The organism is Pseudoblastomonas marina, assembly GCF_014641655.1.
GTDB lineage: Bacteria > Pseudomonadota > Alphaproteobacteria > Sphingomonadales > Sphingomonadaceae > Alteriqipengyuania_A > Alteriqipengyuania_A marina.
On the sequence record NZ_BMID01000001.1, the window covers coordinates 1,371,878 to 1,387,410 of the forward strand.

11 protein-coding genes are annotated in these 15,533 nt (G+C 64.0%); 6 read left to right on the plus strand and 5 right to left on the minus strand.

What is annotated here, in order from left to right:
• Window positions 1-19 precede the first annotated feature (19 nt).
• The 3 genes from greA to carA all read right to left on the minus strand — a co-directional run bounded on the left by greA (window position 20) and on the right by carA (window position 5,088).
• Window positions 20-487, minus strand: coding sequence for a transcription elongation factor GreA (gene greA, locus IEW49_RS06640; RefSeq protein ID WP_188641938.1), 468 nt, complete (start codon window positions 485-487; stop codon window positions 20-22).
• 102 nt (window positions 488-589) lie between these two features.
• Entirely contained in the window at window positions 590-3,922 is a 3,333-nt protein-coding gene (gene carB / locus IEW49_RS06645; protein WP_188641939.1) for a carbamoyl-phosphate synthase large subunit, read from the minus strand.
• Window positions 3,922-5,088, minus strand: a complete 1,167-nt coding sequence (gene carA, locus IEW49_RS06650) for a glutamine-hydrolyzing carbamoyl-phosphate synthase small subunit (RefSeq protein WP_188641940.1) — start codon at window positions 5,086-5,088, stop codon at window positions 3,922-3,924. Before carA ends, carB begins: the two co-directional genes overlap by 1 nt.
• A 158-nt stretch (window positions 5,089-5,246) precedes the next feature.
• Between carA and IEW49_RS06655 the strand changes: the two genes are divergently transcribed.
• The 6 genes from IEW49_RS06655 (at window position 5,247) to IEW49_RS06680 (ending at window position 12,362) form a co-directional block, all read left to right on the plus strand.
• Window positions 5,247-5,699: a GatB/YqeY domain-containing protein gene (locus tag IEW49_RS06655; protein WP_188641941.1), complete on the plus strand. Its 453-nt coding sequence runs from the start codon at window positions 5,247-5,249 to the stop codon at window positions 5,697-5,699.
• A 54-nt stretch (window positions 5,700-5,753) separates the two neighbouring features.
• Entirely contained in the window at window positions 5,754-6,494 is a 741-nt protein-coding gene (locus IEW49_RS06660; RefSeq protein WP_188641942.1) for a hypothetical protein, read from the plus strand.
• A gap of 49 nt (window positions 6,495-6,543) precedes the next feature.
• On the plus strand, window positions 6,544-8,460 hold the full coding sequence (gene dnaG / locus IEW49_RS06665) for a DNA primase (protein WP_188641943.1): 1,917 nt from the start codon (window positions 6,544-6,546) through the stop codon (window positions 8,458-8,460).
• Entirely contained in the window at window positions 8,426-10,444 is a 2,019-nt protein-coding gene (rpoD, locus tag IEW49_RS06670; protein WP_188641944.1) for an RNA polymerase sigma factor RpoD, read from the plus strand. Before dnaG ends, rpoD begins: the two co-directional genes overlap by 35 nt.
• A gap of 155 nt (window positions 10,445-10,599) precedes the next feature.
• Complete coding sequence (locus IEW49_RS06675) at window positions 10,600-12,015, plus strand: PAS domain-containing protein (protein WP_188641945.1); 1,416 nt, start codon at window positions 10,600-10,602, stop codon at window positions 12,013-12,015.
• A 17-nt stretch (window positions 12,016-12,032) separates the two neighbouring features.
• Window positions 12,033-12,362 carry a response regulator gene (locus IEW49_RS06680; RefSeq protein WP_229658111.1) on the plus strand — a complete coding sequence of 110 codons (330 nt, stop codon included), beginning with the start codon at window positions 12,033-12,035 and terminating at the stop codon, window positions 12,360-12,362.
• A 29-nt stretch (window positions 12,363-12,391) separates the two neighbouring features.
• On the opposite strand, the gene IEW49_RS06685 is transcribed toward IEW49_RS06680, so the two are convergent.
• Window positions 12,392-13,648 (minus strand): sensor domain-containing phosphodiesterase, encoded by a 1,257-nt coding sequence (locus IEW49_RS06685; RefSeq protein WP_188641947.1) that lies wholly within the window; start codon window positions 13,646-13,648, stop codon window positions 12,392-12,394.
• A 120-nt stretch (window positions 13,649-13,768) separates the two neighbouring features.
• On the minus strand, window positions 13,769-15,475 hold the full coding sequence (locus IEW49_RS06690) for a M20/M25/M40 family metallo-hydrolase (protein WP_188641948.1): 1,707 nt from the start codon (window positions 15,473-15,475) through the stop codon (window positions 13,769-13,771).
• Window positions 15,476-15,533 lie beyond the last annotated feature (58 nt).

Consider the following 15,533-nt stretch of genomic DNA (forward strand, 5'->3'; position numbering starts at 1 on the left):
AATTGCGTGATTCAGCGACTCAGACGAAGGCGACTTCGTCGACGAGATAGAACTTGTCGCCCGAAGGCACGGTGACCTCGATCTCGTCGCCCTTGGTCTTGCCGATCAGCGCGCGCGCAAGCGGGCTCGAATAGGTGATCCGGCCCTTCTTGGCGTCTGCCTCGGCCGGGCCGACGATCTGGTATTTGACCGGCTTGTCCTCATCGTCGAGCAGCGTGACGGTCGCGCCGAACACGATCTTGTCGCCCGACAAGGTGGTCGGATCGATGATCTGCGCACGGCTGATCTGGTCCTCGAGCTCGCCGATCTGCGCCTCGACCTGGCCCTGGCGTTCCTTGGCGGCGTGGTATTCGGCATTTTCCGACAAGTCGCCATGCGCGCGGGCTTCCTCGATCGCCTCGACGATCTTGGGGCGTTCGGCACGCAGCGCCTTGAGGTCCGCGGTCAGCTTTTCGTAGCCTTCCGCCAGCATCGGGACTTTATCCATGGTCTTCCGTCCTTCCGGGCGAATTCCGTCAAAAGCCCGCTCTCCGCCCGGTACCGAAGCACTAAGACGGCCGATTGTTGCAGTTTTCGGGAAGTTCGCTCTTTATTCGTCCGGGCTATAATAGTGTTGCAGCGCGCGCACTTCAAGCTCCCGCGAACCAAGCGCCTCGATCGCCTCCACCGCGGCCAGCCCGGCCGAGGCGGTGGTGTAGTAAGGCAACTTCAGTTCGAGCCCCGCTTGGCGGATCGATTGCGAGTCCTTGAGCGATTGCCAGCCCTCGGTGGTGTTGAGGATGAGGGCGATCTCGCGGTCGACGATCGCATCGACGATGTGCGGCCGCCCTTGCGCGACCTTGTTCACGCGTTCGACCGAAAGGCCCGCTTCGGTGAGAAAATCGTGCGTGCCGCCGGTGGCGACCACCTCGAAGCCCAAGGCGAGCAATTTCTTCACCCCGGGCAGGATGATCGGCTTGTCGGTGTCCTTGACCGAGACGAACACCTTGCCGTCCTTCGGCAGCTTCACGCCTGCGCCCATCTGCGACTTGGCGAAGGCCATCGCGAAATCGCGGTCGAGCCCCATCACCTCGCCGGTCGATTTCATCTCGGGCGAAAGCACCGGGTCGGTCCCGGGGAAGCGCGCGAAGGGGAACACCGCTTCCTTGACCGCGATGTAATCCATCTTGCGCCGGATCTTCGGCAGGTCAGCGAGCTTTTCGCCGGCCATCACCCGCGCGGCGAACTTTGCGATCGGCTGTCCGATCGCCTTGGCGACGAAGGGGACGGTGCGGCTTGCGCGCGGGTTGACCTCGATCAGGTAGACCTCGCCGTCCTTGACCGCGAACTGCACGTTCATCAGGCCGACCACGCCGAGCGACATCGCCAAGGCCTCGGCCTGGCGTTCCATCTCCTCGATGATCTCGGCCGGGAGCGAGTGCGGCGGCAGGGTGCACGCGCTGTCGCCCGAATGCACGCCGGCCTCCTCGACGTGCTGCATCACGCCCGCGATCACGACCTGCTCACCGTCGCACAGCGCATCGACATCGCATTCGACCGCATCGCGTAGATACTGGTCGACCAGCACCGGGCTGTCGCCCGAGACGCTGACCGCGGTGCGAATGTAGTCGTCGAGCTGGGCTTCGCTGTCGACCACTTCCATCGCGCGCCCGCCGAGCACGTAGGAGGGGCGCAGCAACACCGGGTAGCCGATCCGCGAGGCCCAGGCGGCGGCCTCGTCGCGGTTGCGCGCGATGCCGTTCATCGGCTGCTTCAATTTCAGCTTGTTGACGAGCTTGGCGAAGCGTTCGCGATCCTCGGCAAGATCGATCGCGTCGGGACTAGTGCCGAGGATCGGGATGCCCGCCTTTTCCAGCGCTCCCGCGAGCTTGAGCGGGGTCTGTCCGCCGAACTGCACGATCACGCCGACGAGTTCGCCGTTCTCCTGCTCCTTGCGCAGGATCTCGAGCACGTCCTCGGCGGTCAGCGGCTCGAAATAGAGCCGGTCGGAGGTATCGTAATCGGTGCTGACCGTCTCCGGGTTGCAATTGACCATGATCGTCTCCAACCCGGCCTCGCTGAGCGCGAAGCAGGCGTGGACGCAGCAATAGTCGAACTCGATCCCCTGCCCGATCCGGTTCGGACCGCCGCCGAGGATCACGATCTTGCGGCGGTCGGATGGTGCGGCCTCGTCCTCGGGCTCGCCGAAGCTCGGAGCCTCGTAGGTCGAATACATGTAGGGCGTGATCGCCTCGAACTCGGCGGCGCAGCTGTCGATCCGCTTGAACACCGGGCGCACGCCGAATTTCTCGCGCAGCTTGCGGACTTCCTCTTCGGAGGTCGCCCCGGCCATCGCGCGCAGGGCGTCGTGAAGCAGGCCAGAGGAACGCGCCTGCGTCTCGGCCATGCCGCCCGCCACGCCGACGCTGCGCACCGCGAGCGTCGCCAGCCGCCGGTCCGAAAAGCCCATCGACTTTATCCGCCGCAATTCTTCGGCGCTGCGCGGCAGGCCCTCATGCGCGATCATGCTCTCTTCGTAGACGATCGCTTCGATCTGGCGGAGGAACCACGGGTCGTAATGCGTGACCTCGTGGACTTCCTCGACGCTCAGCCCCTCGCGGAAGGCCTGCGCAACCTTGAGCAACCTGTCCGGCGTGCGCTGCGAAAGCTCGGCGACGATCCGGTCCTTCGCCATGCCTTCCAAAGGCAGATAGCGGTTGAAGCCGTCGAGATCGGTTTCGAGCCCGCGCAGCGCCTTCTGCATCGATTCCTGGAAGTTGCGGCCGATCGCCATCACCTCGCCGACCGACTTCATCGCGGTCGACAGCGAATTGTCGGCGCCCTTGAACTTCTCGAACGCGAAGCGCGGGATCTTGGTGACGACGTAGTCGATCGTCGGCTCGAAGCTGGCAGGGGTCGCGCCGGTGATCTCGTTGGTCAACTCGTCGAGCGTGTAGCCGACGGCAAGCTTCGCCGCGACGCGCGCGATCGGGAAGCCGGTCGCCTTCGAGGCGAGCGCCGAGGAGCGCGAAACGCGCGGGTTCATCTCGATCACAATCAGGCGGCCATCCTTGGGATTGACCGCGAACTGGACGTTCGAACCGCCGGTCTCCACGCCGATCTCGCGCAGCACCTCGATCGAGGCGGTGCGCATGATCTGGTATTCTTTGTCGGTCAGCGTCAGCGCGGGGGCGACGGTGATGCTGTCCCCGGTATGCACGCCCATCGGATCGACGTTCTCGATCGAGCAGATGATGATGCAATTGTCCGCCCGGTCGCGGACCACCTCCATCTCGAATTCCTTCCAGCCGAGCAGCGATTCCTCGATCAGCACCTCGGTCGTGGGGCTGGCGTCTAGGCCCGAGCGCACGATCCGCTCGAACTCGGCCTTGTTGTAGGCGATGCCACCGCCGGTGCCGCCGAGCGTGAAGCTCGGGCGGATGATGGCCGGAAGCCCGGTGCGTTCGAGCACCTTGAACGCCTCGTCGACCGAATTGGCGATGCCCGAACGGGCGCTTTCGAGACCGATCTTGTCCATCGCCTCGCGGAACAGCTGGCGGTCCTCGGCCTTGTCGATCGCCTTCGCATCGGCACCGATCATCTGGACGCCGAATTTCTCGAGCGTGCCGTCCTTGTTGAGTGAGAGCGCGCAATTGAGCGCTGTCTGCCCGCCCATCGTCGGCAGCACCGCGTCGGGGCGTTCCTTCTCGATGATCTTGGCGACGACCTCGGGGGTGATCGGCTCGATATAGGTCGCATCGGCGAACTCGGGATCGGTCATGATCGTCGCCGGGTTCGAATTGACGAGGACGACGCGATAGCCCTCCTCCTTCAACGCCTTGATCGCCTGCGTGCCCGAATAATCGAACTCGCACGCCTGCCCGATCACGATGGGGCCCGCGCCGATGACGAGGATGGAGGAAATGTCAGTGCGTTTGGGCATTATCCGAGCATCCCAACGAATTTCTCAAAGAGATAAAAACTGTCCTGCGGGCCGGGGCTGGCTTCGGGGTGGTACTGGACGCCGAAGGCGCGCTTGCCCTTGATGGCGATGCCGCAGTTCGAGCCGTCGAACAGCGAGATATGGGTTTCCAGCACGTCGTCGGGCAGCGTGTCGTTATCGACCGCGAAGCCGTGGTTCATGCTGGTTATCTCGACCACGCCTGAATCGAGCCGCTTGACCGGGTGGTTCGCGCCGCGGTGGCCCTGGTGCATCTTGGTCGTCTTCGCCCCCGCCGCGATGGCGAGCATCTGGTGGCCGAGACAGATGCCGAAGATCGGCATGTCCTTGTCGAGCAATTCGCGGATAACCGGCACCGCATATTCGCCCGTTGCCGCCGGATCGCCGGGGCCGTTGGAAAGGAACACGCCGTCGGGCTTCTCCGCCATAACCTGTTCGACGGTTGCGGTTGCGGGTAGCACCGTCACCCTCGCCCCGGCGCGTACGAGGTTGCGGTAGATATTGTCCTTCGAGCCGTAATCGATCGCGACGACGTGGGGCTTGGCATCGCGGGGCGCGCGGCCATAGCCCTTGCCCAGCGTCCAGGCGCCGCCTTCCCAGTTTTCCTGCTTCTCGCGGCTGACGCGCTTGGCGAGGTCCATGCCCTCGAGGCCGGGCCATTCGGCGGCGCGCTTTTCCAGCGCCTTCAGGTCGAACTTGCCGTTGGGCGCATGCGCGATCACCGCGTTGGGCGCGCCCGACTGGCGGATGCGCCGGGTCAGTGCGCGGGTATCGACACCGGCGAGTCCGATCTTGCCGTGGCGCGCCATCCAGGCGGTGAAATCCTCGGCGCTGCGGAAATTGCTGGGCGCGGTGATATCCTCGCGCACAACGCAGCCCAGTGCGGCCTCGACCTTGCTCTCGATATCCTCCTCGTTCGCGCCGACATTGCCGATATGCGGGAAGGTGAAGGTGACGATCTGCTTGGCGTAGGAGGGATCGGTCATCACCTCCTGATAGCCAGTCATCGCGGTGTTGAAGCACACCTCGCCGACCGCCTCGCCGGTGGCGCCGAATCCCTTGCCCCAGATATGGGTGCCATCCGCCAATACGAGGACGCCGGTGGCCCCGGCTGGCGGGCGCGCGTGGCGAAAGGCGGATAGGGCCATGTTTGGGGCGCTCCGTTAAGCAGTTGTCCGGCGATGTCGCTAAGTCGTGACCGCTAGGGAAGCGCCTCCCGCCGGTCAAGCTGTCAAAACGCGTTTCATCGCCTATATCGCCTCCATCCGGCGATCCGCCGCAATATTTCCACAGGAACGAGAGACCCATGATCCGCGAGAACCTCAAAGCCGCCCAGATCGAAGCGATGAAGAACAAGGACAAGGCGCGCCTCGGCGCGATCCGCATGATCCTGGCGAAGGTAAAGGACCGCGATATCGAGCTGCGCACCGCCAGCGAACAGCCCGACGACGACGTGCTCGTCACCGAAGTGCTGATGAAGATGGCCAAGCAGCGCCGCGAATCGATCCAGATGTTCGAAGACGGCGGCCGAGCCGAAAAAGCAGCCGAGGAACAGGCCGAACTCGACGTGATCGAGGACTTTCTGCCCAAGCAGATGGACGAGGGCGAGATGAAGGCCGCGATCGCGCAGGTGAAGACCGATGTCGGTGCCGAGAGCATCAAGGACATGGGCAAGGTCATGGCCGAGCTGAAGACGCGCCATGCCGGGCAGATGGATTTCGGCAAGGCCAGCGGGCTCGTCAAAGCGAGTTTTGGTTAACCGGAACCGCCTTGCTCTCCCGTGAGTCGTAACGGCAAACAGGGGAGAAATCGCATGATCCGCACCGCAATCCCGCTCGCAGCCTGCGCAGCGCTGGCGCTGGCCGCCTGCGCCGAGGACCCGAGTACGGTCGCAGGTACCGACGAGACCGATCTCGACAACGTCGACACCGAGTCCGAGCGCGAGGCCGCAGCGGCTGCGCTCGAAGCGGGCGATTTCGCCAATCTCGAACTCGGCGCGAAGATCGTCGGGCCACAGGGGCCAGAGGTGAAGACCACGCTGTCGAACGACGCCGGTATCTTTGCCGACATCACCTCCTACGTCGCCTGCCCCGCCGAGATGTCGACCTGCGACCCCGCCACCGCACCGCGCGGCACGGTCTACACCTATGTCCACATCGTCTATCCGGGCGAAGACAACGATCCGACCACCGGTGCGGGCGACGGCGCGGATTCGTCCGATGTAGAACGCGCCACGCTGTTCCGCATGAACCGCCCGGCCACCGGATTCACGGGCACCGCCGGGTATGCCAAGGCAGAGGCGCTCGCGGCGATCGGCGAGAAGGCCGATATCGTGATCACCTGCGACGACGGTGCGCTCGCATGGACGATCTCGGCCGGTGACGGCGGCAACCAGTGGGAAGCGAGCGAGCCGCTGACCTTCTATTGGCAATCGACCGTCCCGCCCGCCGGCCCCGCTAGCGCCTACGCGATCGACGCCGACGGTATCCGTGCGACCGGCGACGGCCCCTATCCGGGCGACGGACAAGGCTCGGCCAACGCCTGCCTTGGGTGATCGGACACACTCGACTTTAGCGGGCTGCGGCGGCTAAACGTGGAGGGCAATGCTCTCCCCCCAATGGCTCGATCAACTGCGCAACGCGATCACGCTGTCCACCCTGATCGGGCGGACGGTGAAGCTCCAGCGCGCGGGCCACGAGTTCAAGGCGTGCTGCCCGTTTCATGACGAGAAGACGCCGAGCTTTTACGTCAACGACCAGAAGGGCTTCTACCATTGTTTCGGCTGCGAGGCGCATGGTGATGCGATCCGCTGGATGACCGAGCAACAGGGCCTCCAGTTCATGGACGCGGTGAAGGAGCTGGCGCTGATCGCCGGGATGGACGTGCCCGCGCCCGACCCGCGCACCGCCAAGCGGCAGGAAGAGGCCAAAGGCCTGCGGGATCTGATGGACGCCGCGCAGACCTGGTTCCGCGCCAATCTCGACGGATCGCAGGGGGCCGAGGCGCGCGCCTATCTCGAACGACGCGGCATTTCGGCCAGGACGATCGAAATCTTCGGCTTCGGTTACGCGCCCGAGGATCGCACCTCGCTGGGCAAGGCGCTGAGCGATTATCCCAAGGAGATGCTGGTCGAAGGGGGCCTGCGAATAGAGGTCGAAGGCAAGGAGCCCTACGATCGGTTCCGCGGGAGGCTGATGCTGCCGATCCGCGACCCGCGCGGGCGGGTGATCGCGTTCGGCGGGCGCATCCTGAAGGATGTCGAGGGCGCGCCCAAATACCTCAACTCGCCCGACACGCCGCTGTTCGACAAGGGGCGCAACCTCTACAATTTCGACCGCGCCGGTCCGCTCGCGCGCAAGAGCGGGCGGTTGCTCGTGGTCGAAGGCTACATGGACGCGATCGCCTGCGCGGCGGCGGGGATCGAGGAAGTCGTCGCGCCGCTCGGCACCGCGCTGACCGAGCACCAGCTCGGACTGCTGTGGCGCGTGGTCGACGTGCCGATCCTGTGCCTCGATGGTGACAGTGCTGGCCAGCGCGCGGCGATGCGCGCGGTGAGCCGTGCCCTTCCCCTGCTCGCTCCAGGCAAGAGCCTGCGGATCGCGGTGCTGCCCAAGGGCCAGGACCCCGACGATCTGCTCAGGGCGCGCGGCAAGGGCGCCCTCCTCGAGGTGATCGAACAGGCGCGCCCGATCACCCAAGTGCTGTGGGATCACGAAAGCGCCGCGGGGCCGCTCGACACACCCGAGCAGAAAGCCGGCCTCAAGGCGCGGCTGATGGAGCATGTCGACGCGATCGCGCATCCCGACATCCGTTCGCTCTACAAACGCGAACTGATGGATCGGTTCTCGGCCTATGCCTTCCCGCGCCGCGAGTTCAAGCCGCGCCAGTTTCAGCCGCGCGGCAAGTGGTCCGGCAAGCCCGCACCCGCGAGCCGCCCCTCCGCTTCGAGCGCTTCGCGCCTGTCGGCCGCATCGGGCGGAGGATTGCGCGACCGGCTGGCCAATGCGGTGCTCGCCGGGCTCGAACGTTTCCCCGATGAAATCGACCGCCATGCCGAGGCGATCGCAGGTGTCGAATTCGCTCTGCCCGAACAGCGCGCTACGGCGACTCGCCTTTTGGAGCGCGCCGCGCTTGACACGGAAGGGCAAACGCCCACATTGGGCGAACCGGACCAAGAACCGCCCGCGCAACGAACACAAGCGGGGCTACCCTTGTCCTTCCTGGCCGACGATGCAGACCCCGCACAAGCGGTGAGCGATCTGGCCGAGGCTGTGGCGCTGCTGGTCGAACGACCGGCGCTCGACGCAGCACTCGCCGATGCCGCCGCCCGGTTCGACACCGATCCCGAGGGAGCATTTGCCGATCAGCAGCGTTTGCTGACCAGGAAGCAGGAATTCGAGGAGCGTTTGCGGCAGATATCGGCCGCACGCGCGACGGAGCCGGCTAACGGCTCCGCTGGCGATGAAATTTTATTGCAGGGCGAGCATGGCGACCAAAACCAAGGACAAGAGCGCGAATGAAGACGCGCCCCTGATCGATCTCAACGAGGCGTCGATCAAGAAGCTCATCAGCAAGGCCAAGAAGAAGAGCTACATCACGTATGATGAGCTCAACGAGGCCCTGCCGCAGGACCAGATGACGTCCGAGCAGATCGAGGACGTGATGTCTTCGCTCAGCGAGATGGGCGTGAATATCGTCGAGAGCGACGAGGAGGCCGAGGCCGAGAAGGAGCGCCAGCAGGAGCAGGTCGCGGAGATCTCGGGCGGCGACGACAAGAACAAGCAGAACGTACCCGCGCCCAAGAAGAAGGCCAGCAACGAACGCACCGACGACCCGGTGCGCATGTACCTGCGCGAAATGGGCGCGGTCGAATTGCTCAGCCGCGAGGGCGAGATCGCTATCGCCAAGCGGATCGAATCGGGCCGCGACATGATGATCCTCGGCCTGTGCGAGAGCCCGATCACCTTCCACGCCATCATCCAGTGGTCACAAGCGCTCAACGACGAGGAAATGCAGCTGCGCGAGATCCTCGATCTCGATGCGATGCTTTCGAAAGAACCGCCCGCCGACAAGATGAACGACGATGACGACGGCGACGACGACGGCGAGATCACCGAGGATTCCGCCGGTCCGACCATCGTCGACGACGACGATGACGACGATTCGGACGAGGACGGCGACGACGAGGACGGCGACGGCGAAAACGGCAAGAAGAAGGACGAGGAAGAGGAGGACAACACCCTCTCGCTCGCCCAGATGGAAGCCGCGCTGAAGCCCGAGGCGCTCGAGCGCTTCGGCCGCATCACGGACCTGTTCAAGAAATTCGAGAAGATCCAGGCCGAGCGCGTAGACACCCTCGCCCGCGGCGACGAGTTCTCCGCCGCGAAGGAGAAAAAATACGAAGACCTGCGCGAGCAGCTGACCGCCGAGGTCGAAGCGGTGCAGTTCCACGCCACGAAGATCGAATTCCTGGTCGACAATCTCTATGCCTTCAACCGCCGCCTGATGGCGCTGGGCGGCCAGATCCTGCGCCTCGCCGAGCGGCACAAGATCAAGCGCATCGACTTCATCAAGGCCTATGAGGGCAACGAGCTCGACGAGGGCTGGCTCGCCCAGATGGCGAAGACCGACAAGAAGTGGAAAGCCTTCGCCGAGAAGGAAGAAGCCAATGTCGAGCGCATCCGGTCGGAAATCGCCGATATCGCGGCGAATACTGGCATGGCGCTCCCCGAATTCCGCCGCATCGTCAACATGGTGCAGAAGGGCGAGCGCGAGGCGCGCATCGCCAAGAAGGAAATGGTCGAGGCGAATCTGCGCCTGGTGATTTCCATCGCCAAGAAATACACCAATCGCGGGCTGCAATTCCTCGACCTGATCCAGGAAGGCAACATCGGCCTGATGAAGGCGGTCGACAAGTTCGAATACCGCCGCGGCTACAAGTTCAGCACCTACGCGACGTGGTGGATCCGGCAGGCGATCACCCGTTCGATCGCCGACCAGGCGCGCACGATCCGCATCCCGGTCCACATGATCGAGACGATCAACAAGCTCGTCCGCACCAGCCGCCAGTTCCTGCACGAGGAAGGCCGCGAGCCGACCCCTGAGGAAATGGCCGCGCGCCTTTCGATGCCGCTCGAAAAGGTCCGCAAGGTGATGAAGATCGCCAAGGAACCGATCAGCCTCGAAACGCCGATCGGCGACGAGGAGGATTCGCATCTCGGCGATTTCATCGAGGACAAGAACGCGATCATCCCGGTAGATGCCGCGATCCAGTCCAACCTCAAGGAAACGGTGACGCGCGTTTTGGCGAGCCTCACCCCGCGCGAGGAACGCGTGCTGCGCATGCGCTTCGGCATCGGCATGAACACCGATCACACGCTCGAGGAAGTCGGCCAGCAGTTCAGCGTTACCCGCGAACGTATCCGCCAGATCGAGGCCAAGGCTCTGCGCAAGCTCAAGCACCCGAGCCGCAGCCGCAAGATGCGCAGCTTCCTGGACCAGTAAGCGCTTCGCCAACCAGGCAGGCCTGGCAAATTACCCGCTAGTCGGAACCGCCACTCACCTCGCGGATTGCGAAGGTGCGCCCGAACGAACGTGTCGCACCTGCGCAGCCATGTTGCGCAGATTGGAGGGATCGTCATAGCCATGGTGTTGCTTACGTGACCATCGATTTCGAGAGCCTACTTGCGCACTCGCCGAACCCCTATGTCGTGCTCGCGCCCGATCTCAAGATCGTCTGGGCGAACCACGCCTATCTGCGCGTAACCATGCGTGAACTGGACGATATCGCCGGTCTCTCGATGTTCGAAGCTTTCCCGAGTGAGGGCGAGAGCTACCGCCAGCTAAAGGATTCGTTTGATCGGGTGCTTGCGACCGGTGAACCGGACGAGATCGCCCATATCCGCTATGATATCCCCAACCGCGACGGTTCGACCGAAACCCATTTCTGGAGCGCAACGCACACGCCGATCCTCGATGCCGGAGGCGCGGTCGAACTGATCCTCCAACACACAGTCAACGTTACCGAGCTCAAGGAGCTCCGTCGCCTGCGCGATTCGACCGGTGTGCTCGAACGCGCGCGCACGGTCGAGGAACGGTATCAGGGTGCAGCCGCCGAGCGCGAACGGCTGCGCAACCTGCTCGAACAGGCACCCGGCTTCGTCGCCATCCTGACTGGACCCGAGCATCGCTTTGCCATGGCTAACGCGGCCTACCGCGATCTCGTCGGCAATCGTGAATTGATCGGACTGACGGTAGCCGAAGCGCTGCCAGAGGTCATCGAGCAAGGCTTCGTCGAAACACTGGACCGGGTGCATTCGGAGCAGGAACCCTATTTCGGCAGGCGCGAACCGGTTTCGTTTATCGATCAGCTCGACGGCAAGTCGCACGACGCTTTTCTTGAGTTCATTTTCCAGCCGATCTTCGAGCCCTCGGGCCAGGTCGCTGGCGTGTTCGTGCAAGGGCACAACGTGACCGAGGAGGTCGAAGCCGAAGAACGCCAACGCATCCTGATCAATGAGCTGAACCATCGCGTGAAGAACACGCTCGCCGTGGTCCAGGGGCTCGCCCGCCAGTCGTTCCGCAGCGATGATCGCAACCCCGGGCTGCAAGCGTTCTTCGCGCGGCTCGCTACCTTGGCGGGTGCGCACAACATGCTGACCGAGTCGAACTGGGCGTCGGCCGACATTTCCGACATCGTGGTCAAGTCGCTTGCGGCGAGCGTCGGCAGCGAGACCGAGCGTGTGTCGCTCGACGGGCCGCAGATCACGCTCGATCCTCAAGCCGCGGTCGCGCTCGCCATGGTGGTCCACGAACTCGCCACCAATGCACTCAAATACGGCGCGCTTTCGAGCAGCACGGGCCGTATTTCGATCTCCTGGGACGAAGTCGAGCAAGACGAAAATCGCATGCTGCAATTCGACTGGCATGAAAGCGGCGGACCGTCGGTTGAAAAGCCCGAGCAAACCGGTTTCGGGACGCGGCTCATCGGGCGGGGCCTGGGTGGCCGGCGCGATCACGGATCGATCGACTACAATAGCGAGGGACTGCATTGCAGCATCGAGGCCGAAATATGAAACTCGAGGATCGCCTCATGCTCATCCTCGAAGACGAGCCGATCATTGCTTTCGATCTAGAAGACGCGCTGCTTGCTGAAGGCGCCGAGGTCGCCGTGGCCGCCACCAACGATCAGGCACTTGCAAGCATTGTGGAAAAGGATTTCGGGGGCGCCATCCTCGACGTCAATCTTCACGGCGAGACGAGCTACATCGTCGCCCATGCCTTGCGCGACAAGGGCATCCCCTTCGTCTTCGCCACGGGGTATGGCGACGCAGCACACCCCGCCGAACTGGCGCATGTTCCCACGGTGACGAAGCCCTATTCGATCGATGAGATCAGGCGGGCGTTTGCGGCAATGGCTTGACTTCCTTGGGCTTTAGACCCGGAAGGCGATTAGCTTGCAGCGACAGCGTTGTGCCCGTGAACCGCGAAGTAGGCGGGAATGTCCCCAGCCGGGATCGGCTTGGAAAAATAGTATCCCTGTCCGTAGCTAACGCCGATTTCCTTGAGCATTTCGAGTTCCTGGGCGTTTTCGATCCCTTCGGCGATCACGTCGGCACCGATCGCCTTGGCGAAATGGACGATCGCCTTGGCCATCGCCTGCCGCGCGAGATCGGTGTGAATCTCGCGAGTTAGGCTCATGTCCAGTTTGAGCAGGTCGGGGGCGAGGTCGACGAGGTAGCGCAATCCGGCGTAACCTGCACCGACATCGTCAACCGCGATCCGCGCGTGCTGGCGGATTTCCGCGAGCGCGTCGCGCAGGGCCGCGAAATCGCTGACCTGCTCGTGCTCGGTCAGCTCGATCACGACCTTACGCCCCGAATAATGGCGCAACAGCCGCGCGATCTCGCCGCTCATCACGGTTTCGGGCGACGCGTTGACCGAGATGTAGGCCTCGCTCCCCGCCAGGCTATCGGCATCGAGCGCGCTCTTGATCGCTGCTAGTTCGAGCTCGAGCCCGCGACCGACCGATTTCGCCTCCTCGAACCATTTTTCGGGACTGCGCCGGTCTGCATCTTCGAAGCGTGAAAGACTTTCGACCCCGACGACGCGCAGGCTGGACAAATCGTGGATCGGTTGCTGGTAGGTCGAGATCCCGCCTTCCGCGATGACATCGCAGATCTTGCGGTCGAGCCGGTTCGCTTCCTCGTCCCGTACGAGCGACGTCTCGATCATCTCACCGGCGAGTTTGCCGAAAGCACGCAACACATCCATGTCGCGTTCCGATACGCTCCGGTCGGCGGTCCGGCTGAGACAGCAGAAGCTGCCGAACACTTCGCCATTTGACAGACGAAGCGGAACGTTGAGGTGGCAGCCGACCGGCAGCATTTCGGTGATCGGCAGTGCCTTGGCGAACTCGTGATCGGCGGCATCGCGGATCAGCTCGGGCAATCGACCTTCGAGGATGTGCCAGCAGAAACTCTCTTCGCGCGGCTCGCTGAATCCGGGGCCCATCGGAAGGTCGAGCTCAGTGTCGACATACATCAACTCGCGCCGGTCGCCGTCGATATAGCGGCCGACGAAGGCGATTTCGGCACCCAGGTGGGTCCGGGTTGCCTTGAGGATACGCTGGATCGAGTCGTTCTCGATCGCCTCGAATCGAAGCGGCTGGGCGCCATCCGGCAGGGCTACGTGGAGGTCGCCGTTCATGCGCGTCTCCTAAGCCCAACTGGTAAAGAAAGGATATAGAATGGTTCGTTCAGCCTCGCGGGATTTTCCGATCATTCGTGTCGGTAAACGGGCGATCTGGGGCGGATGTCGCGCGATCTATCATCCCGGCTTCAGCGGGGAATAGGCCGCGACGCTCGGGGGAACGGGATCGAAGCGGACCCACAGCGCCACTGCCGTCGCCCCCAGCAACAGGACAATCGCGACGATATGCGGTTGCGGGATTCGGGGCCAAAGTGGGAGCCAGCAAAGTATGCCGATCGCTGCCGGCAGCATCGCGCCATAGGGCATGGTCGGGCCTACGCCCTGCATCACCTGGAAGCCGAGTGAAAGCATGTATCCGGTCACCAAGGCAGCGACGATGGCGGCAGCCAGCCTGCCCCACCGATCGTCCGCCAGGCTTCGCACGGCTGCGGCGATGCCGATCAGCATCACCGGCACGACGATGACATAGGCTGCCGTCGGGGCCATCGCCTGACCGGCGATCGCCAGCAACGCGATAAGCGTCGCGGCACCCGATCGCTGGGCGAAACCGGTCGTCCCCCTGCCCCACAAGGCGACTGCGAGGCCGAGCACCACGAGCAAGGCCATCGTGGTCAGCTTCGGAATCGCGGCGAGCCGGTCGTAATAGCCCGCGCCCGTCCCGGCCCCCGAAACGAGGTTGAGACCGTACAGCAGCACGCCACCGACGAGGATCAGCGCCGCCATCCGCCCCACTCCGCTGACGAACCCTCTTTCTGTTCGATCGCGCCGCCACCAGGCGAGAGCGTATCCGCCGATCCCAAGCACCAGCATGACCCAGCCGATCCACGGCGAATAGACGATCGTCGCCAGTCCGAACGCATCGAAGAACACCGCATCGCCCGTTTCCCGAGGAAGCGTTGCGGCATTCGCCAATGCGAGCGCGAGGGCGTGGGTCTGGCCGAGCATCTGGTTGAGTGAACCGCGATCGAGGTTCTCGGGCGTCGAGAGCGGCGAGTGGTAAAGCCCAGAGCGACCGATGAAGGCGATATTGAAGGCCGCGTAGCCACCACGGTCGAGCGCCGCGCTCAGGTCCGTATCGTTGGGCAGGACCGAGTAGATATAGGTCGCCAGCGACGAAGTGGACGGATGATCGACCGTTCGGGCGTAGACCCGCGCCACCTCGGCATTTCCGGGCGAGGTTTGGAACATGCTGGCGACACCGCCGCCACCGCGCGCCTCTAGATTGACGATCGCGCCGATCCGCTCCGCCAGCGGGTTCTCGCCGAAGAATTGCCGTGCCCCGACGAGACCGAGTTCTTCGGCGTCGGTCAGCACGACCACGATATCGCGCTCCACCGGGCCCGCCGCAGCGATCGCGCGCACCGTTTCGAGGATCGAGGCAACCCCTGCGGCATCGTCCGACGCGCCGGGCGAACCCCAGACGCTATCGTAATGCGCCATCAGCGCTACCGCCGGCAGCGTGGGATCAGCCCCCGGCAGGACCCCGATCACGTTGACGAATTCGGTCGGCGTTTCGCTGCTTTTGTCGCGCCAGTAATCGAGCTTGGCCTGTCCCGCCTCGTCGAGCGTGCCGCTCACCGTCTCGACCGAGAGTCCCATCGCCTCGAGTTCGCCGACCAGATAGTCGCGGACCACGGCATTGGTCGTGCTGCCGGTCGGATGCGGCTGCGCCGCGATCCGTTCGACATGCGCAAAAGCGCGCTCGGTCGACGGCTCGACGGGATTGCTGGTTGCGGTGTCCGGCGCGGGCGGCGTGGTCGCCATTATCGCCAGCACCACTGCGACGACCATCGCCGCCACGAACCACACGACACGCTGCTTCATCGTCCTCTCCCTGTCGGGCGCACAGGAGACCGAAAAGCACGCCCGCGTCAATGCGTGG

Bases quoted from the DNA above. Each gene is read 5' to 3' on its own strand.
- IEW49_RS06690 (WP_188641948.1), bottom strand. From the start codon at position 15,475: ATGAAGCAGCGTGTCGTGTGGTTCGTGGCGGCGATGGTCGTCGCAGTG.
- greA (WP_188641938.1), bottom strand. From the start codon at position 487: ATGGATAAAGTCCCGATGCTGGCGGAAGGCTACGAAAAGCTGACCGCG.
- carA (WP_188641940.1), bottom strand. From the start codon at position 5,088: ATGGCCCTATCCGCCTTTCGCCACGCGCGCCCGCCAGCCGGGGCCACC.
- IEW49_RS06655 (WP_188641941.1), top strand. From the start codon at position 5,247: ATGATCCGCGAGAACCTCAAAGCCGCCCAGATCGAAGCGATGAAGAAC.
- IEW49_RS06680 (WP_229658111.1), top strand. From the start codon at position 12,033: ATGCTCATCCTCGAAGACGAGCCGATCATTGCTTTCGATCTAGAAGAC.
- rpoD (WP_188641944.1), top strand. From the start codon at position 8,426: ATGGCGACCAAAACCAAGGACAAGAGCGCGAATGAAGACGCGCCCCTG.
- IEW49_RS06685 (WP_188641947.1), bottom strand. From the start codon at position 13,648: ATGAACGGCGACCTCCACGTAGCCCTGCCGGATGGCGCCCAGCCGCTT.
- carB (WP_188641939.1), bottom strand. From the start codon at position 3,922: ATGCCCAAACGCACTGACATTTCCTCCATCCTCGTCATCGGCGCGGGC.
- dnaG (WP_188641943.1), top strand. From the start codon at position 6,544: ATGCTCTCCCCCCAATGGCTCGATCAACTGCGCAACGCGATCACGCTG.
- IEW49_RS06660 (WP_188641942.1), top strand. From the start codon at position 5,754: ATGATCCGCACCGCAATCCCGCTCGCAGCCTGCGCAGCGCTGGCGCTG.